Source organism: Pseudomonas triticicola (genome assembly GCF_019145375.1).
GTDB classification, from domain to species: Bacteria; Pseudomonadota; Gammaproteobacteria; order Pseudomonadales; family Pseudomonadaceae; genus Aquipseudomonas; species Aquipseudomonas triticicola.
In genome coordinates this window covers 469,645-485,739 of record NZ_JAHSTX010000001.1, presented here as the reverse complement: position 1 = coordinate 485,739, position 16,095 = coordinate 469,645, and the positions used below count along the sequence as shown (strand labels likewise).

Below are 16,095 nucleotides of genomic sequence, written 5' to 3'. Positions count from 1 at the left end.
CACGGTTTGCCCATTGTCGAGCCGCCTCTGACGCGCTAAGGTTCGGCTCCCCCGACGCGCTAAATCTGCTGTGCTCCGCCGCGCGGGGATCGCTGGCGGCCGGCACCCGTGACCTGACGAGTAAACGATGGCTGATTTACCGATCAACGACCTAAACGTCGCCTCTAACGAGACCCTGATCACTCCCGATCAGCTCAAGCGTGATATCCCCCTGAGCGACGCCGCCCTGCGCACCGTCACCAAGGGCCGCGAAGTCATTCGCAACATTCTCGATGGCACCGACCACCGTCTGTTCGTCGTGATCGGCCCATGCTCGATTCACGACATCAAGGCGGCCCACGAATACGCCGATCGCCTCAAGGTGCTCGCCGAGGAAGTCTCCGACACCCTGTATCTGGTCATGCGTGTGTATTTCGAGAAGCCGCGCACCACCGTCGGCTGGAAAGGTCTGATCAACGATCCGTATCTGGACGACTCGTTCAAGATCCAGGACGGTCTGCACATCGGTCGTCAGTTGCTGCTCGACCTGGCCGAGAAAGGCCTGCCGACCGCGACCGAAGCCCTCGACCCGATCTCCCCGCAGTATCTGCAGGATCTGATCAGCTGGTCGGCCATCGGCGCACGTACCACCGAATCGCAGACTCACCGCGAAATGGCTTCCGGCCTGTCCTCGGCGGTCGGCTTCAAGAACGGCACCGACGGCGGCCTGACCGTGGCGATCAACGCCTTGCAGTCGGTGTCCAGCCCGCACCGTTTCCTCGGCATCAACCAGGAAGGTGGCGTGTCGATCGTCACCACCAAAGGCAACGCCTACGGTCACGTGGTGCTGCGCGGCGGTAATGGCAAGCCGAACTATGATTCGGTCAGCGTGGCCCTGTGCGAGCAGGCGCTGAACAAGGCGAAGATCAAGCCGAACATCATGGTCGATTGCAGCCACGCCAACTCCAACAAGGACCCGGCCCTGCAACCGCTGGTGATGGAAAACGTCGCCAACCAGATCCTCGAAGGCAACCAGTCGATCATCGGTCTGATGGTTGAGAGCCATTTGAACTGGGGCTGCCAGGCAATCCCGAAAGATCTCGCCGACCTGCAATACGGCGTGTCGATCACCGATGCCTGCATCGACTGGTCCGCCACCGAAAACACCTTGCGCAGCATGCACGCCAAGCTCAAGGACGTATTGCCGAAGCGTCAGCGCACCTAAGCACGGTTTTATGGGCATAAAAAAAAGCCGGACATTGTCCGGCGTTTTTTGTGTGTGCGGTTCAGATCTTCGCGGCGCGACGCTGATGGCGTTCCATGTAGCGCTCGACGTAGGAGCACGACGGGATCACCGTGTAGCCCATTTCTTCGGCGTATTGCAGCGCGCGTTCGGTCAGCGCTGCGGCAATGCCACGGCCGCGCAGGGCATTGGGCACGAAGGTGCGATAGATATCCAGGGTCTGCTTGCCCAGATCCATGTAGGTCAGGTAAGCACGATGACCGTCCACAGTGGTCTCGAATTGATGACCAGCCTGGTCATGGTGGATGGACAACGCCTCGCTCATCACTACTCCTCGCGGGTCTTGAATTGTGACCCCTACCTTACCGATGTTTTTCCGGCGAAGGAACATCTACGCCACCCCGTGCCTGATGGACACCGAGAAGAGCCACACCGATCTCGCGCAATCTGACACCTGCTGAATAGTAGGCACCATTGACGAAAATGCTCAAGGTACGCTCGTCATCGGATGGTTTGCGTGCATTGGCATCGATGGTCGCAGGTTCGGCCGCAAGACAATCTTTGCGTGCCGTTTGCCTGAACATTGCCGGAATGTTGAGACTTAAGACGTGCGACCTTTTTTAAAGTCACCTGTACATCAACAAAGATGCGCGAAGCGCTTCGCAGAACCTGAACAAAAGTGTGGACGAATTCATTTAGAAAGACTTTAGCCGAAGTCGCAAAAACAGCGCACGAGGGCGGGAACTTTTTCCGTTTGAGTCGCTCACGCCGGGGCTTGCAGCTGGATATTTTTTATACAGCGCAGTTAAAAGTTGCTCGAAAAAGAATCAACGCCTACAATTTTTTTTGCTTCTTGCGCTACGTCAGTTTACTTACTACAAGTAATGGGTAGTATGTACGCCGGCTATTTCCTCAATCGTGAGGAGACAGCCACTTAATTTGAAAGTCCTTGAAGGGGAACACGATGAACAACGTTCTGAAATTCTCTGCTCTGGCTCTGGCCGCAGTTCTGGCTACCGGTTGCAGCAGCGCATCGAAAGAAACCGAAGCACGTCTGACCGCTACTGAAGACGCAGCTGCTCGCTCCCAGGCTCGTGCAGACGAAGCTTACCGTAAAGCTGATGAAGCTCTGGCTGCTGCTCAAAAAGCACAACAGACTGCTGACGAAGCTAACGAGCGTGCTCTGCGCATGCTGGAAAAAGCTAGCCGCAAGTAATAATCCCTCGGGATTGTTATCGAGCCGATCCGGTTTTCCGGGTCGGCTTTTTTGTGCCCGGTGCTTTTCTCCGCGCAATAAAAAACCCGCCGACGCTGCTCGCATCGGCGGGTTTCGATCAGCGCTTATTGCTGCAGATCGATCGGTGCACTGCTGACCATTGGCGCCGAGTTATTCGGCACGGCGATCTCCACCGGCAGGCCGTCTTCGGCGGCGACCACATCACGCACCACATCCCAGTTCATGCGCAAATTGCTGGTGATGTCTTCACGCTTGAGCATCGCGTTGATTACCGCGGTGTGCTTGTCGACTACCGACGGGTTGCCCTTGTCGTCGAGCGGCGTGTGCGCTTCCAGATAGACCTTGCCGCCACTGCGACCGAACTTGTACGGGTCGTTGATGATGCGCACCGAGGTGCCGACCGGGACCATGCCGGCCATTTCCAGCACGTTGTTGTTGAACATGCGGAAGCAGCCGTGGCTGGTGCGCATGCCGATGCCGAACTTCTTGTTCGAACCGTGGATCAGGTAGCCCGGCGTGCCGAGGGTGAACTTGAACGGCCCCAGCGGGTTATCAGGACCGGCCGGCACCACATTCGGCAGCGGATCACCGTCAGCAGCGTGTTCGGCCTTGATCGAAGCCGGAGGCGTCCACGTCGGGTTCGGTGTCTTGGCGATGATCGAGGTGTGCGCGATCGGCGAGCCCCAGCCTTCGCGGCCGATACCCAGCGGGAAGGTGTACACCACGTCGCGGCCTTTCGGGTAGTAATAGAGACGGTATTCGGCGAGGTTGATGACGATGCCTTCACGCGGGCCCGGCGGCAGGATGAAGCGCGTCGGCAGGACGATCTCGGTACCGGCGCCCGGCAGCCAGGCATCGATGCCCGGGTTGGCCGCAACCATTTCCGAATAGCCCAGATCGTAGGTGGTGCCCAGGTCGGCGAAGGTGTCTTCGTACTTGGCTTTGATCACCTGCACCTGGCCGACGATGTCCTCGCCGGGTGGTGGCAGGGGAAGCTCCAATGCAGCAACGGGACCGGCCACACACAGGGCGGCAAGTGACAGGCAGCGGGTGACGGCAGGAAAGCGCGGCAACATCCGGAAAATCCTTCGCATGATCATCAAGGGTATAAGGGCGCGATTGTACACCGCGGCCTGGGGATTCGGGAGACACGCCGATAGACCGTGTCGCGCCCTGAAAGATCGCAGCCTCGTTGCACTCGTCAGCTCCTACATTTGCAACTCATTCCCTGTAGGAGCTGACGAGTGCAACGAGGCTGCGATCTTTTGATCTTAAAGTTCGAATCGAAGCTCGGGCCAGATCGGCGAGGTGCCGCGCTTCTGCGATTCAAGAATCGCCCGGCACAGGGAGCACAGGCGCTGATCCTGGAACACCCGCCGATCAACATTCGACCAGCGCGGTTGCGCCGGCAGCAGAGTGCCGCACAGCGTGCGATCGGCCGAGCCACCGAGTTCCAGCTGCCGCGTCACCAGATGCACCCGCACTTCCTGGCAGGCGAACAGATCCAGCTGCTCGTCAGGCTCGATCAGTTGGTAGGCAAACAGGGACCAGGCAGGACGCGGCATCGGGGGCTCCAAATTCGGGGGCGCCACATTAGCCGAAAGCCTGCCTCTAGAAAAGCCTCATAACAGCGGTTTTAGCGTCGGCCAGACATTTTCCAGCAACTTGCCCTGAGCACCGGCCGCCGGGTGCAGACCGTCGGCCTGCATCAGGTCCGGATGACCACCGACACCTTCGAGAAAAAACGGCACCAACGGGATGTTTTTCTCTTCGGCGAGCTTGCCGTAAACCTCGGCGAACGAATCGGTGTAGCGCTTGCCATAATTGGGTGGCAACTGCATGCCGAGCAGCAGCACTTTGGCGCCGCTCTGCCGCGAGCTGTCGATCATCGAGGCAAGATTTTGTTGCAATTGCGTTGGCGGCATCCCGCGCAGGCCGTCGTTGCCACCCAACTCGAGGATTACCAGCTCAGGCTTATGCTCTGCAAGCAGCGCCGGCAGCCGCGCCTGGCCTCCGGCACTGGTGTCACCACTGATCGAGGCGTTGACCACTTTATCGTCGAAACCCTCCTGTTTGAGCCGCTGCTCGAGCAGCGAGACCCACCCCAGACGGGTATCCAGGCCGAAACCGGCGCTGATACTATCGCCAACGATCAGGACAGTACCCGCCGCTGCGTTCTGGGCCATGCACATCAAGGCCAGGCCAGCACTCAAAAACCATACACGCATCGGATTCTCCATGGGCGCAAGCATTCTCACCGCGAAGAACCTCAGCAAAGTGGTCCCTAGCGCGGAAGGTGAACTGACTATCCTGCACGAACTCAGCCTGGAACTGAACAAGGGCGACAGCCTGGCCATCGTCGGCGCGTCCGGTTCCGGCAAATCCACCCTCCTCGGCCTGCTCGCCGGCCTTGACCTGCCGAGCAGCGGCGAAGTCACCCTCGCCGGCCAGGGCCTGAGCAATCTCGACGAAGACCAGCGCGCACGAATCCGCGCCGAGCATGTCGGGTTTGTCTTCCAGTCATTTCAGTTGCTCGACAGCCTCAATGCGCTGGAAAACGTCATGCTGCCGCTTGAGCTCGACGGCCGCAAAGATGCCCGCGAGCGCGCCACGCAATTGCTTCAGCGCGTCGGCCTCGGCCAGCGCCTGACTCACTCGCCGCGCCAGCTCTCCGGTGGTGAACAGCAGCGCGTGGCCATCGCCCGCGCCTTCGCTGCCGAACCGGACGTGCTGTTCGCCGACGAACCGACCGGCAACCTCGACAGCCACACCGGCGAGCGCATCAGCGACTTGCTGTTCGAATTGAACAAGGAACGCGGCACCACCCTTGTGCTGGTGACCCACGACGAACGCCTGGCCCATCGCTGCCGGCGCCTGATCCGTCTTGAAGCCGGGCTGCTGGTCGCCCCTCTGGAGCCTTGATGGCACGTCTGCCGCTGTTGCGTCTGTTCAGTCTTGCCCTGCGCCAGCTCATGCGCGATGCCCGCGCCGGAGAATTGCGCGTGTTGTTCTTCGCGCTGGTGGTGGCCGTCGCGGCGAGCACCGCGATCGGCTACTTCGGCGCCCGCCTCAACGGCGCGATGATGCTGCGCGCGACCGAGTTTCTCGGTGCCGATCTGGTCCTTGAAGGCAGCTCGCCGGCCCGCGAGGAGCAAATCCGCAGCGGCACCGAACTGCGCCTCAATCATGCACAAGTGGTGGAGTTTTCCAGCGTCATTGCCACCGACAACGGCATTCAGTTATCCAGCATCAAAGCCGTCGACCGCGCCTATCCACTGCGTGGCGAGCTGAAGAGCGCGCCCGCACCCTTTGCCCAGGAAGAAGTCGGCGGCGAACCGCAACCCGGTGAAGCCTGGGTCGAGGCGCGTCTGCTGACCGCGCTGGATCTGAAGATCGGCGACAGCATTGACGTCGGCATGAAGACCTTGAAGCTGACCCGCGTGCTGACCTACGAGCCGGATCGCGCTGGCAACTTCTACAGCCTGACGCCACGGGTACTGATCAATCTTGACGACCTCACCGCGACCGGCGTGGTGCAACCGGGCAGCCGGGTAAGCTATCGAGAACTGTGGCGCGGTGAACCGCAGACGCTGGAAACCTATCGTGAATTGATCAAACCAGGCCTCGCTGCCAATCAGCGAATCCAGGATGCCCGCGACGGCAACCGACAGATTGGCGGCGCGCTGGGTAAGGCCGAGCGCTACCTGAACATGGCCAGTCTGGTTGCGGTGTTGTTGGCTGGCGTAGCCGTGGCGTTGTCAGCCAACCGTTTCGCCAGCCGGCGTTTCGACGCCAGTGCCTTGCTGCGCTGCCTCGGCTTGTCGCGCCGGGAAACCATGGTGCTGTTCAGCCTGCAACTGACCGTGCTCGGCCTGATTGCCGCCATCAGTGGCGCGCTGCTCGGCTGGCTGGCGCAACTGGGGCTGTTCGCGTTGCTGCATGATTTGCTGCCAAGTGACGTGCCACCGGGCGGGCTGTTTCCGGCGATGGCCGGGATTGGCACCGGGCTGGTGGCGCTGGCCGGTTTTGCCTTGCCGCCATTGGCCGCACTGGGTCGCGTGCCGCCGCTGCGGGTGTTGCGCCGCGACATGCTGCCGATCCCCTCGAGCACATGGATGGTCTACGGCGCGGCGCTGGGTGCGCTGGGCCTGATCATGTGGCGTCTGAGCCTCGACCTGCTGCTGACCTTCGCCCTGCTCGGCGGTGGCGTAGTCGCCGCGCTGGTGCTGGGCGGCCTGCTGCTGTTGTTGCTGCAAAGCCTGCGCCGCCTGCTCGCCCGCGCCTCGTTGCCATGGCGTCTGGGCCTTGGCCAGTTGTTGCGGCATCCATTGGCGGCGGCCGGGCAGTCGCTGGCGTTCGGCCTGATTCTGCTGTCGATGGCGCTGATCGCGCTGCTGCGCGGTGAGCTGCTCGACACCTGGCAAAACCAGTTGCCGAAAAATGCGCCGAACTACTTCGCGCTGAACATCCTCCCGGCTGACAAGCAAGCCTTCGCCGATCACCTGATCAAGGTGTCCGCGCAAGCGGCGCCGCTGTATCCGGTGGTGCCAGGTCGATTGATCAGCATCAATGGCGAAGCGGTACAACAAATCGTCAGCAAGGACTCGGCCGGTGACCGCGCCATCCAGCGTGATCTGAGCCTGACCTGGGGGGCGGATCTGCCGGCCGGCAACAAGCTCACCGCCGGCTCGTGGTGGAGCGGCCAGCCGTCCGACGACGTGCCGGGGGTTTCGGTGGAAGGCAAGGTGGCCGAAAGCCTGAAACTCAAACTCGGCGATCACATGGTGTTCAGCGTTGGCGGCGTCAATCGCGAAGCAAAGGTCACCAGCCTGCGAGAGATCAACTGGGACAACTTCCAGCCGAACTTCTTCATGATCTTTCAGCCCGGCACCCTGAAGGATCTGCCGGCCACCTACCTGACCAGTTTCTACCTGGCCCCTGGGCATGACCAGCAGATCGTCGAGCTGTCGCGGACCTTCCCGGCGGTGACCATCCTGCAGGTCGAAGCCTTGCTCGAACAGCTGCGCAGCATCCTCGCTCAGGTCACCCTGGCAGTGGAATATGTGTTGTTGTTTGTTCTGGCTGCGGGGATGGCGGTGCTGTTCTCCGGCCTGCAAGCGACGCTGGATGAACGCATCCGCCAGGGTGCGCTGTTGCGCGCGCTGGGCGCCGAGCGGCAGTTGCTGATCAAGGCGCGGCGTATCGAGTTCGGCTTGTTGGGTGCGGTCAGCGGTCTGCTCGCGGCGATCGGTTCGGAGGTGGTCAGTCTGGTGCTGTACCGCTTCGCCTTTGATCTGCCATGGCATCCGCATCCATGGCTGCTGGTGCTGCCGCTGATTGGCGCCGCGCTGATTGGTGGCGCCGGTGTGTTCGGCACTCGCCGGGCGCTGAATGCCAGCCCGCTGACAGTGTTGCGCGAGGGTTGATAGACTCACGCGGTCTTAATCACAAGAAGTCGCCATGAGTCGTTATCGCCCTCCCCGCACCGCCGGCACCGCGCTGATCACCCCCGAGGGTGAAGCACGGATGCGCGCTGAATTCCATGAGTTGTGGCATGTGCGTCGCCCGCAGGTCACCCAGGCGGTGAGTGAAGCGGCGGCGCAGGGCGATCGTTCGGAAAACGCCGAATATACCTACGGCAAGAAGATGCTGCGCGAAATCGACAGCCGCGTGCGCTTTCTCACCAAACGCCTGGAAGCGCTCAAGGTGGTCAGCGAAAAACCCAGCGACCCGAACAAGGTCTATTTCGGCGCCTGGGTAACCATCGAAGACGAGGACGGCAAGCAGTCGCGCTACCGCATCGTCGGCCCCGATGAACTGGACCTCAAACAGGGTTTGATCAGCATCGACTCGCCGCTGGCCCGCGCGCTGATCGGCAAGGCACTCGACGCGGAAGTGCGGGTGCAGACGCCGACCGGCGAGCAGTTCGTTTACATCGTTGCGATTGAATACCCGTAAGACTGATCAGCGCCGAGTGATCAGGCCCTGCCGCGCTACGCGGGTGAGTTGCTTGATCATTTCCGGCGCATCGTCTGCGCTCGGCGCCTGAATCACCGCCAGATCAAAGCTGTCCGTAGCGAAACGCGCCAGCGACTCGCCGTCATCGACAAACTGGATCAGGAACGCGGCAGGACCGCCGCTGCGACGTGGCCAGCCATCGAGATAACGCAACAGCGTCGGCTGGTGTTTGCCGCCAAGAAGAATTTTCGGGTTGCGCTGGGTGACATGTGCCGTGATCGGCGCGGGACGTGCTGGAGGGCGTAGTGCGTTCATCGTGTCGTGTCTCTGCCTCAAAAGTCTGCATGGCAGGTGAGAGGCAACACCGAACCAGCGCTTTAGCGGTATTTCGAAGCCCTGTTCCGGCTTCTGACGGTAACTGTAGAAGTCACCTGGCGCCCCGCAAGTAGCTGTTTAAATCGGCGCATGGGCAACATCCTAGAGAACGTGACCAACCAGTGTCAAGAATCCCCCGCAACAAAAAAAGGCCCGCACAATGCGGGCCTTTGCCTTGAGCCAGAGCCTTCAACCGGCGATGGCGCGATCCGCCGAGAGCTTGCCGGCACCTTCGATCAGTACCGCGATGCTGCCGGCGAGCAGAGCCAGAGCAAACTCATAACCGTTGTTGGCCATGAACAGACCGTTGCCGATGTGCACCGAGAAGATCGCCACCAGCGAGAGGAACGCCAGACCCAGTGCCGCCGGGCGTACCAGCAGGCCGATGATCAGCGCCAGACCGGCGAAGAACTCGGTACCGCCAGCCAGCGAGGCCATCAGGTAGCCCGGGGTAAGACCGATGCTTTCCATCCATTGGGCGGTGCCGGCCAGGCCGTAGCCACCGAACAGACCAAAGAGTTTCTGCGAACCGTGGGCGGCGAAGATCACGCCGACAGCAATGCGCAGGACAGTCAGGCCGTAACCGGCGCGGGTGAACAGAACCTTGTTGATCAGAGAGCTCATGGTGCATTCCTTGTTGTGCAGAAGTGTTTGTATGTTTGGGTTGGTCGCTATCTTAATCAGTTTATTTCATGTTTAAAGCGCAAAAAATTCGCTATAACAATCGAATTGTTAGATTATTTCCGTGAGACCACTTTCTGCTGCCGGGGCTCGAGCGACTCTCGCTCCCGGTCGAATGCCAGGTAATACTTGTTCACGCTATTAACATAGCTGACGGCGCCCATCCCCACCTGCTCCATGGCGATGCGCTCGACCTGGAAGAACCACTGGTTGGGATTGAGACCACGGCGGCGAGCTTCGGCGCGCATGCCCTGCACGCGCTCGGGGCCGATGTTGTAAGCGGCGAGGGTGAAAGCCATGCGCTCACGCTCGTTGAGTTTCGGGCTGCTGAAGAACTTGCGGCGGATCAGCGCCAGGTACCTGGCGCCGGCCTGCACATTCGCATCGAGATTCTGGATATTGCTCACGCCGACCCGCTGCGCGGCGGACGGGGTGATCTGCATCAGCCCTGTCGGGCCGCTGCCGCTGCGAGCGTTGGGCTGCAGACGCGATTCCTTGAACGCCAGCGCCGCCAGATTGAGCCAGTCCATGTTCTGTGCGTCGGCATGCTTCTGCAGGGTCGGACGGAGTTTTTCCAGACGCTGGCGATCGGCCTTGGCCAGCGGATTGTGTACCTGATACAGGCGTCGATAGATGCGCAGAAACGCCGCGTCTTCGTCCGACGGTTTCTTGTAACCGGTGAGGAAGCGATCGATGCTCGCGCGCAACATCGACGCATCGCGGCGCACGAACCAATGTTCTTCGCCCGGCTCGCCGAGGCTCAGTTGCCGATCGAGGCGCAGCTTCGGCAGTATCTTGCCCCAGCGCTCGGCAATCGGTTGCTCGACAATGGTCAGGTGAAAAATCCCACCCTGAACCATCTCCAGCACATCTTCGACCGCCAGCGTCGGATCGACCCATTCGATATTGATCGGCGCCAGTTTGTGCAGCGCCAGTTTCTGGTTAAGCTGACTGACCACCTCCCCCGCCGCACTACCGGTGGGCAGCGCCAGGGTTTTGCCGGACAGTTGCTCGACCTTGGTGTAACGGCGCTGGCCCTTGATGCCGACCAGCACCAGCGGCACGTTGCTGGCAATCGGCTCACTGCTGGCCACTGCATAGCCCGATGGCAGGTCGAGCAATTCACCGGGCGCGACCATATCGCCTTCGCCGCGCTGCAAGGCGCCGAGCAATTGATCCTTGGCTTTGGGAATGATCTTGAGGGTGACTTCCTGGCCGTCACGAGCATGGCCATTGAGGTATTGCTCGAACGCGCGCAATCGGTGGTACTCGACACCGATGGCCTGGCCCTGGACCTCGCCGGAGCTGTTGCGGCTCTGATTGACCAACACTCGCAACACGCGGCTGCTGCGAATGTCCGAGAGGTCGCGAACCTTGCTCGCCGGCACTGCTTGCAGCGGCCCGGGCAGGCGCGCGACCGCCGTCATCGGCAGCAGCAACGCAGCACACAACAGCAGCAGAACCGAGGGACGATGCATCCACTCTCCGAAAAGAATACGGGGCGATTCGTCGCAAAAAAGACGACATCACCGACGAAAACAGAGCGCTTTGAGCGCTGATAAAGTGCGAGAGACTGGCACAGTGATGGCATCGTCGCCACCCCGGAGTCCTTCGCGGCCTCAACAGACAGCCATAAGTCTTTGTAGTTCTTGGCTTTTCTTATAAATCTACAGCTCTGATATGCTTTCCGGCCTTCGGCCCGAGGTAGCACCATGCAACTCATCGATATCGGCGTCAACCTGACCAACCCCAGTTTCGCCGACAAACACCAGGCCGTGCTCGACCGCGCCTACGCCGCCGGCGTCTGCCAACTGGTGCTGACAGGCACCAGCGTCGAGGGTAGCGAACAGGCGCTGGAACTGTGCCAACAACTGGATGAAAGCGGCCAACGGCTGTTCGCCACCGCCGGTATTCACCCGCATTCGGCCAGCGACTGGAATGCTGACAGCGCGCGTCGCCTGCGCAGTCTGTTGAACGAATCCAGTGTCGTCGCGGTAGGTGAATGCGGCCTGGATTTCAACCGCGACTTCTCCCCGCGCCCGCAACAGGAAAAGGTTCTCGAAGAACACCTGGCGCTGGCCGTCGAGCTGCAATTGCCGGTGTTCCTGCATGAGCGCGATGCCAGCCAGCGCCTGCTGGAGATCCTCAAGGACTTCCGCGATCAACTGCCGGCGGCGGTGGTGCACTGCTTCACTGGCGAGCAAAAGGCCTTGTTCAACTACCTCGATCTGGATCTGCACATCGGCATCACCGGCTGGATCTGCGACGAACGCCGGGGCACGCATCTGCATCCGCTGGTCAAAGAGATCAAAGCGGGACGGCTGATGCTGGAAAGCGACGCACCCTATCTGCTGCCGCGCACGCTGCGACCGAAACCAAAAAACGGCCGCAACGAGCCGGCGTATCTGACCGAAGTGTTGCGCGAGGTGGCGTTGCATCGCGGCGAGACCGAGTCAGCGCTGGCCGCGCATACCACCGCGTGTGCCCGGGCGTTCTACAACCTCCCCGCCCTCCCTGACACACCATAATTCTCTTGTGGGAGCGAGCCTGCTCGCGAAAGCAGTGGTTCAGATGGCAATGATGTTGACTGACACGCCCTCTTCGCGAGCAGGCTCGCTCCCACAATAGATCTCGGCATCTGTTGATTCATATCAAAGCTCCCGAGCCTGCATAGCGGCACAATAATGGCACCTTGCCAAAACTGTTTCCGCTATCAGAGAAGACCTCCATGGGTGCCTGGCTTAGCAACATCTCGCTGAAATACAAATTCTGGGCGGTCAACGCGGTCGCCTTTGTCACTACCCTGCTGCTCGTATTGTACGCCGTGCATCTCGAACAACAGGCCCGCAGCCACGCCGCGCAGGTGTCCGCGCAGGCGCAGGCGCAGTTGCTCAAGGCCTGGCCGCTCGGGCAACCGTTGCCCAAGTCCGCTCAGGTGCTGACCTTCAAGCGCGGTGAAGCGCCGCGTATCAACGATCAACCGCTGCTGGAAATCAGCGGCAGCAACGGCTGGAACGCCACCAATGAAATGCCACTGTTCGGTGACGACCCGTTGATCGGCGCCGAAGTGTTCAGCCGTGCCGACGGCGAACAAGTGGCGGTCATCGCCTCCGCCCCGAGCCTGAGCCAGGTGTTCAGCGAGCGTTTCGCCAACTATGCATTGGCGGTCTTCGTCCTGATGCTGGTGATGCTCGGCGCCTCGCAACTGTTGATCCGTTTTCTGCTCAGCCAGCTCAACACGTTGAAAGACGTGATGCTGCACGTTGAAAAAACCGGCGATCTTTCTGCTCGTGTGCCGCTGGTGGGCAAGGACGAAGTCGGGCAGATGGCCAATGCCTTCAACGCCATGCAGGCCGGTTATCAACGCGTCGTGAGCACCGTTGCCAGCACCGCGCGACAACTGGACGACGGTGCAGCGCGGCTGGCCTCAAGCATGAATGATGTGCGCCACGGCATGCTCGGCCAGCAAAGCGAAACCGATCAGGCCGCCACCGCGATCAACGAAATGACCGCCACCGTTTATCACATCGCTCAACACGCCGGCGCCACCCGCGATCTGTCGAAAACCGCCGACGGCCTCGCCGGCAGCGGCCAGCAAGTAGTCGCGCGGGTGCAGCAGTCGATTGCCGGACTGTCCAGCGGCGTGCAGCAGACGGCAGAAATGATTCAACGCCTGGCCGAGGACAGCCAGAAGATCAACGGCGTGGTCAGCGTGATTCACAGCATCGCCGAACAGACCAATCTGCTCGCGCTGAATGCGGCCATCGAAGCGGCCCGCGCCGGGGAGATGGGGCGCGGCTTTGCCGTGGTCGCCGATGAAGTGCGCAACCTCGCCAAGCGCGTGCAGGCGTCCACCGACGAGATCACCGGCATGATCGCCGCGTTGCAGGCTGGCACCCGCGATGCGGTGGATTTCATGCAGGAGAGTTCATACAAGGCCGACGACTGCGTGCAGCAGGCCCAGGAGGCTGGCGCGGCGCTGGCGGAAATTACCGGGGCAGTGGCGCAGATGCGCGAAAGCAACACGCAGATTGCCGTCGCGGCGGAACAGCAGAGTCAGGTTGCCGAGGAGATGAACCGGGCGGTGGTGAGTATTCGTGACGTGACCGAGAACACCGTGCAGCAGACGGTGGATTCGGCGACGACCAGTAATGAGCTGGCGACATTGGCCGGGGAGTTGAACAAGGCGATAGGTCAGTTGAAATTGTGAGTCCGCTTTCGCGAGCAGGCTTGCTCCCACATGCGCCATAGAATCAATGTGGGAGCGAGCCTGCTCGCGAAGGCGTCAGAGGCATCTACATCGAATCCTGCGATGACGGCTATCACTTCAATAGCCAACCTTGATTCGCCGCCCTCCGCGCCCGGGCCTATTCTTCAAGCATGTGTTCAACATGGATCGAGGAGTAGCAAACATGGGCAAACGTCACCCCAACCTTCCCGCGTGGCAATGGCGCGCCTACCCGGGCAATCATCAGCATCCGACCAATCTGGTCCTGCACTTGATTGCCGTGCCGTTGTTCATTGTGGCGTTTCTGTTGATCGTGTCGGGAGTGTTCAGCCTGAGTCTGGCCAGCGTCGCCATCGGTGTGATCGGGATTGTCGCGGCGCTGGGTCTGCAGCGCCACGGCCACGGCCTGGAGGCGCAAGCCTCCGAGCCGTTCAGTGATCGCAAAGATGCCGTGTCACGTTTGCTGGTCGAGCAGTTTCTGACCTTTCCGCGGTTCTTTCTCAGCGGTGGCTGGTGGCGCGCCTGGCGTGAGCGCCACCGTCGGCATTGAGTCAGGCGAAAATTGTCACGGTCTGCCGACTCATGGCAATCAACTCTCCCTTCGCACTCCACAACTTCGCGGCGACATGGCCGTAGCCGTCGGCTGCGTATTCGATGTCGGCCAGGTATTGGCACCAGTCCAGCGTGCTCAAGTCGTGTAACGGCTGCACGAATTCGATGGTCCAGGTCAGCGTGCTACCCGGTGCCGGTTTCTTCAGATACGGCAACAGCGCCGGCGGCCAGGCATCCACCAGCGCCAGCAGATGCGCCTCGTTGACCGGCTCCTCTTTGACATCCCCACGCAACCGCACCCAGCCGCCCATCAAGCGCGATGCCGTGCCGGAGAACGGAATACCGCCGACGCTCCAGCGCATCGCCAGATGGCGCATGAATTCCGGGGTCACGCCTTTGATGTAGGGCAGCTCCTGGCATTCGTCCCAGTGTTTCATCGTTGGCGCCGGGTAGGCTTCGACGGCGACTTCCGAGGGCCGCGAGGCACCGAAGCTGCCCTGAATGATCGTCACCACTTGGCCATTTTGCATGGCGCGGCCCAACACCTGGCTGACGGCTTTGCCTTCACGCAGCACGTCCACTTCGAAACTCACCGGCACTTCCGGCTCGACCGGGCCGACAAAGGTAATCGCCAGCGAACGCACCGGGCGCTGCGTCGGCACCCCGGCGCGCATGGCTTCAAACTGCAGCGCGGCCACCAGCCCGCCAAAACTGGCACGGCCCTGCCCCCATTCGGCGGGGATGGTCACTTCAGGTTGTTGGCGGACAGCATCGAGCAGATCGCAAAAGCGCATGACAACCTCGGAAAACGAGAAAGGAATGCGCGGATCTTACCCAGCCTGGGGCAGCGGCGCAGCGTCTATTCCGGTCAAATGGGCTGACAGATAGGCCTTGACCCGATTCGTGTAACGACGAATTCCCTTGTGGGAGCGAGCCTGCTCGCGAAAGCGGTCGATCAGTCAACAACGATTGCGACTGACACGGCCCCTTCGCGAGCAGGCTCGCTCCCACAGGGGAACGGAGTCATCTTCAGGAATGTTTGAAACACGTCACGCTGAGCTTTTCCAGCACTTGATCGGCCTTCAGCTCTGCCTTGATCAACCCCGCCTGCCAAGTCGCCACGCACGGTTGCAGATCGGCTTCCTGCTCGGCGCGGGCCAGCCATTGCCAGCAATCGTGCCAATCGCCCAGTGCGCCTTGCGCGGATTTCAGGCGTTTGTAAGCCGGTTTCGGCAAGCGATCCAGCTCGGGATAGGCTTCGATGCCATAGCGCACGCGCTTGATCAGCAGGCGCAGACGATGGCGGTCATGGGCGGGATCGTGCAGCGCCGCGTCGAGCTTTTGCCATTGTTTGCCCAAGCGTTTTTCGATGCGTTTATCCAGATCCTTGAGCAGACCCTGACGCTGGGACGCGCGCAAAAATCGTGGAAAGGCGTCAAGAATCATCAGCAACGAAGCCAGTTCCGCACTCGCCGCCAGCGCCGGATACGCCTCGTCCATTTGCGCCAGACGCCGCTGCGCAGCCTCGGGTTGATCATGCTCGAGCAGATACGCCGCCAGCACTTCGCGATCACGCCACGGTGTGGTCAGATCACCCACTGCCGAAGCCGCCGCCTCCAGTTGCTCGACTCCCGGCAAGCCACGCAACGGCCGCAACAGACTGCGCAAGCGCCGCACCGTAGTGCGCAAATCATGCAACGCCTCTGGATCAGTGCGCGCAGTCAAGCGCGCCTGACATGCCAGCAGCCGCACATCCAGGCTCAACACATGAGCCACCAAGCGATCGATCATGGGGTCTACTCCGTAGACGGCTGCAAGCTTCTAGCTACAAGCTTCAAGCTG

General features: G+C 61.1%; 17 protein-coding genes. 8 read left to right on the top strand and 9 right to left on the bottom strand.

Features of this window, described 5'->3' with window-relative positions:
* Window positions 1-127: 127 nt before the first annotated feature.
* Complete coding sequence (locus KVG85_RS02210) at window positions 128-1,204, top strand: 3-deoxy-7-phosphoheptulonate synthase (RefSeq protein ID WP_016770878.1); 1,077 nt, start codon at window positions 128-130, stop codon at window positions 1,202-1,204.
* Window positions 1,205-1,265: 61 nt separating this feature from the next.
* On the opposite strand, the gene KVG85_RS02205 is transcribed toward KVG85_RS02210, so the two are convergent.
* Window positions 1,266-1,547, bottom strand: a complete 282-nt coding sequence (locus KVG85_RS02205; protein ID WP_016770879.1) for a GNAT family N-acetyltransferase — start codon at window positions 1,545-1,547, stop codon at window positions 1,266-1,268.
* Between the two features lie 639 nt (window positions 1,548-2,186).
* On the opposite strand from KVG85_RS02205, the gene oprI reads away from it, so the two are divergent.
* Entirely contained in the window at window positions 2,187-2,438 is a 252-nt protein-coding gene (oprI, locus tag KVG85_RS02200; RefSeq protein ID WP_003183784.1) for an outer membrane lipoprotei OprI, read from the top strand.
* A gap of 125 nt (window positions 2,439-2,563) precedes the next feature.
* On the opposite strand, the gene KVG85_RS02195 is transcribed toward oprI, so the two are convergent.
* The 3 genes from KVG85_RS02195 to KVG85_RS02185 form a co-directional block, all read right to left on the bottom strand.
* Window positions 2,564-3,535 (bottom strand): L,D-transpeptidase family protein, encoded by a 972-nt coding sequence (locus KVG85_RS02195; protein ID WP_217862868.1) that lies wholly within the window; start codon window positions 3,533-3,535, stop codon window positions 2,564-2,566.
* A 195-nt stretch (window positions 3,536-3,730) separates the two neighbouring features.
* A complete protein-coding gene (locus tag KVG85_RS02190) occupies window positions 3,731-4,024 on the bottom strand; it encodes a hypothetical protein (protein WP_016770881.1) in 294 nt (97 codons plus the stop codon).
* Between the two features lie 57 nt (window positions 4,025-4,081).
* A complete protein-coding gene (locus tag KVG85_RS02185) occupies window positions 4,082-4,687 on the bottom strand; it encodes an arylesterase (RefSeq protein WP_161984070.1) in 606 nt (201 codons plus the stop codon).
* Between the two features lie 10 nt (window positions 4,688-4,697).
* Between KVG85_RS02185 and KVG85_RS02180 the strand changes: the two genes are divergently transcribed.
* Genes KVG85_RS02180 through greB form a run of 3 tightly spaced genes read left to right on the top strand, consistent with a single transcriptional unit; the run spans window position 4,698 to window position 8,417 of the window.
* Entirely contained in the window at window positions 4,698-5,381 is a 684-nt protein-coding gene (locus KVG85_RS02180) for an ABC transporter ATP-binding protein (protein WP_016770883.1), read from the top strand.
* Window positions 5,381-7,885 carry an ABC transporter permease gene (locus tag KVG85_RS02175; RefSeq protein WP_217862867.1) on the top strand — a complete coding sequence of 835 codons (2,505 nt, stop codon included), beginning with the start codon at window positions 5,381-5,383 and terminating at the stop codon, window positions 7,883-7,885. The genes KVG85_RS02180 and KVG85_RS02175 overlap by 1 nt, the downstream gene beginning before the upstream one ends.
* Window positions 7,886-7,919: 34 nt before the next feature.
* On the top strand, window positions 7,920-8,417 hold the full coding sequence (gene greB, locus KVG85_RS02170) for a transcription elongation factor GreB (protein WP_071173132.1): 498 nt from the start codon (window positions 7,920-7,922) through the stop codon (window positions 8,415-8,417).
* Window positions 8,418-8,423: 6 nt separating this feature from the next.
* Here the strand turns inward: greB and KVG85_RS02165 are convergent, their stop codons facing one another.
* The 3 genes from KVG85_RS02165 to KVG85_RS02155 all read right to left on the bottom strand — a co-directional run bounded on the left by KVG85_RS02165 (window position 8,424) and on the right by KVG85_RS02155 (window position 10,951).
* Window positions 8,424-8,732 carry a hypothetical protein gene (locus KVG85_RS02165; RefSeq protein WP_016770886.1) on the bottom strand — a complete coding sequence of 103 codons (309 nt, stop codon included), beginning with the start codon at window positions 8,730-8,732 and terminating at the stop codon, window positions 8,424-8,426.
* Between the two features lie 249 nt (window positions 8,733-8,981).
* Window positions 8,982-9,416, bottom strand: coding sequence for a DoxX family protein (locus KVG85_RS02160; RefSeq protein ID WP_039759946.1), 435 nt, complete (start codon window positions 9,414-9,416; stop codon window positions 8,982-8,984).
* A 113-nt stretch (window positions 9,417-9,529) separates the two neighbouring features.
* A complete protein-coding gene (locus KVG85_RS02155) occupies window positions 9,530-10,951 on the bottom strand; it encodes an MltF family protein (protein WP_217862866.1) in 1,422 nt (473 codons plus the stop codon).
* A 234-nt stretch (window positions 10,952-11,185) separates the two neighbouring features.
* On the opposite strand from KVG85_RS02155, the gene KVG85_RS02150 reads away from it, so the two are divergent.
* The 3 genes from KVG85_RS02150 to KVG85_RS02140 all read left to right on the top strand — a co-directional run bounded on the left by KVG85_RS02150 (window position 11,186) and on the right by KVG85_RS02140 (window position 14,251).
* Complete coding sequence (locus KVG85_RS02150) at window positions 11,186-12,001, top strand: TatD family hydrolase (protein WP_217862865.1); 816 nt, start codon at window positions 11,186-11,188, stop codon at window positions 11,999-12,001.
* Between the two features lie 200 nt (window positions 12,002-12,201).
* The gene (locus KVG85_RS02145) at window positions 12,202-13,683 is read left to right on the top strand and encodes a methyl-accepting chemotaxis protein (RefSeq protein ID WP_217862864.1); all 1,482 of its coding nucleotides are present in this window, start codon (window positions 12,202-12,204) and stop codon (window positions 13,681-13,683) included.
* A gap of 202 nt (window positions 13,684-13,885) precedes the next feature.
* A complete protein-coding gene (locus tag KVG85_RS02140; protein WP_041478386.1) occupies window positions 13,886-14,251 on the top strand; it encodes a DUF962 domain-containing protein in 366 nt (121 codons plus the stop codon).
* A 1-nt stretch (window position 14,252) separates the two neighbouring features.
* Here the strand turns inward: KVG85_RS02140 and KVG85_RS02135 are convergent, their stop codons facing one another.
* Window positions 14,253-15,047, bottom strand: coding sequence for an acyl-CoA thioesterase (locus tag KVG85_RS02135; RefSeq protein WP_217862863.1), 795 nt, complete (start codon window positions 15,045-15,047; stop codon window positions 14,253-14,255).
* 235 nt (window positions 15,048-15,282) lie between these two features.
* Window positions 15,283-16,044 (bottom strand): CHAD domain-containing protein, encoded by a 762-nt coding sequence (locus KVG85_RS02130; RefSeq protein WP_217862862.1) that lies wholly within the window; start codon window positions 16,042-16,044, stop codon window positions 15,283-15,285.
* Window positions 16,045-16,095: the final 51 nt, after the last annotated feature.

Bases quoted from the DNA above. Each gene is read 5' to 3' on its own strand.
- KVG85_RS02160 (WP_039759946.1), bottom strand. From the start codon at position 9,416: ATGAGCTCTCTGATCAACAAGGTTCTGTTCACCCGCGCCGGTTACGGC.
- KVG85_RS02210 (WP_016770878.1), top strand. From the start codon at position 128: ATGGCTGATTTACCGATCAACGACCTAAACGTCGCCTCTAACGAGACC.
- KVG85_RS02165 (WP_016770886.1), bottom strand. From the start codon at position 8,732: ATGAACGCACTACGCCCTCCAGCACGTCCCGCGCCGATCACGGCACAT.
- KVG85_RS02185 (WP_161984070.1), bottom strand. From the start codon at position 4,687: ATGCGTGTATGGTTTTTGAGTGCTGGCCTGGCCTTGATGTGCATGGCC.
- greB (WP_071173132.1), top strand. From the start codon at position 7,920: ATGAGTCGTTATCGCCCTCCCCGCACCGCCGGCACCGCGCTGATCACC.
- KVG85_RS02135 (WP_217862863.1), bottom strand. From the start codon at position 15,047: ATGCGCTTTTGCGATCTGCTCGATGCTGTCCGCCAACAACCTGAAGTG.
- KVG85_RS02150 (WP_217862865.1), top strand. From the start codon at position 11,186: ATGCAACTCATCGATATCGGCGTCAACCTGACCAACCCCAGTTTCGCC.
- KVG85_RS02155 (WP_217862866.1), bottom strand. From the start codon at position 10,951: ATGCATCGTCCCTCGGTTCTGCTGCTGTTGTGTGCTGCGTTGCTGCTG.
- KVG85_RS02145 (WP_217862864.1), top strand. From the start codon at position 12,202: ATGGGTGCCTGGCTTAGCAACATCTCGCTGAAATACAAATTCTGGGCG.
- KVG85_RS02130 (WP_217862862.1), bottom strand. From the start codon at position 16,044: ATGATCGATCGCTTGGTGGCTCATGTGTTGAGCCTGGATGTGCGGCTG.
- oprI (WP_003183784.1), top strand. From the start codon at position 2,187: ATGAACAACGTTCTGAAATTCTCTGCTCTGGCTCTGGCCGCAGTTCTG.
- KVG85_RS02180 (WP_016770883.1), top strand. From the start codon at position 4,698: ATGGGCGCAAGCATTCTCACCGCGAAGAACCTCAGCAAAGTGGTCCCT.
- KVG85_RS02140 (WP_041478386.1), top strand. From the start codon at position 13,886: ATGGGCAAACGTCACCCCAACCTTCCCGCGTGGCAATGGCGCGCCTAC.
- KVG85_RS02190 (WP_016770881.1), bottom strand. From the start codon at position 4,024: ATGCCGCGTCCTGCCTGGTCCCTGTTTGCCTACCAACTGATCGAGCCT.
- KVG85_RS02205 (WP_016770879.1), bottom strand. From the start codon at position 1,547: ATGAGCGAGGCGTTGTCCATCCACCATGACCAGGCTGGTCATCAATTC.
- KVG85_RS02175 (WP_217862867.1), top strand. From the start codon at position 5,381: ATGGCACGTCTGCCGCTGTTGCGTCTGTTCAGTCTTGCCCTGCGCCAG.
- KVG85_RS02195 (WP_217862868.1), bottom strand. From the start codon at position 3,535: ATGTTGCCGCGCTTTCCTGCCGTCACCCGCTGCCTGTCACTTGCCGCC.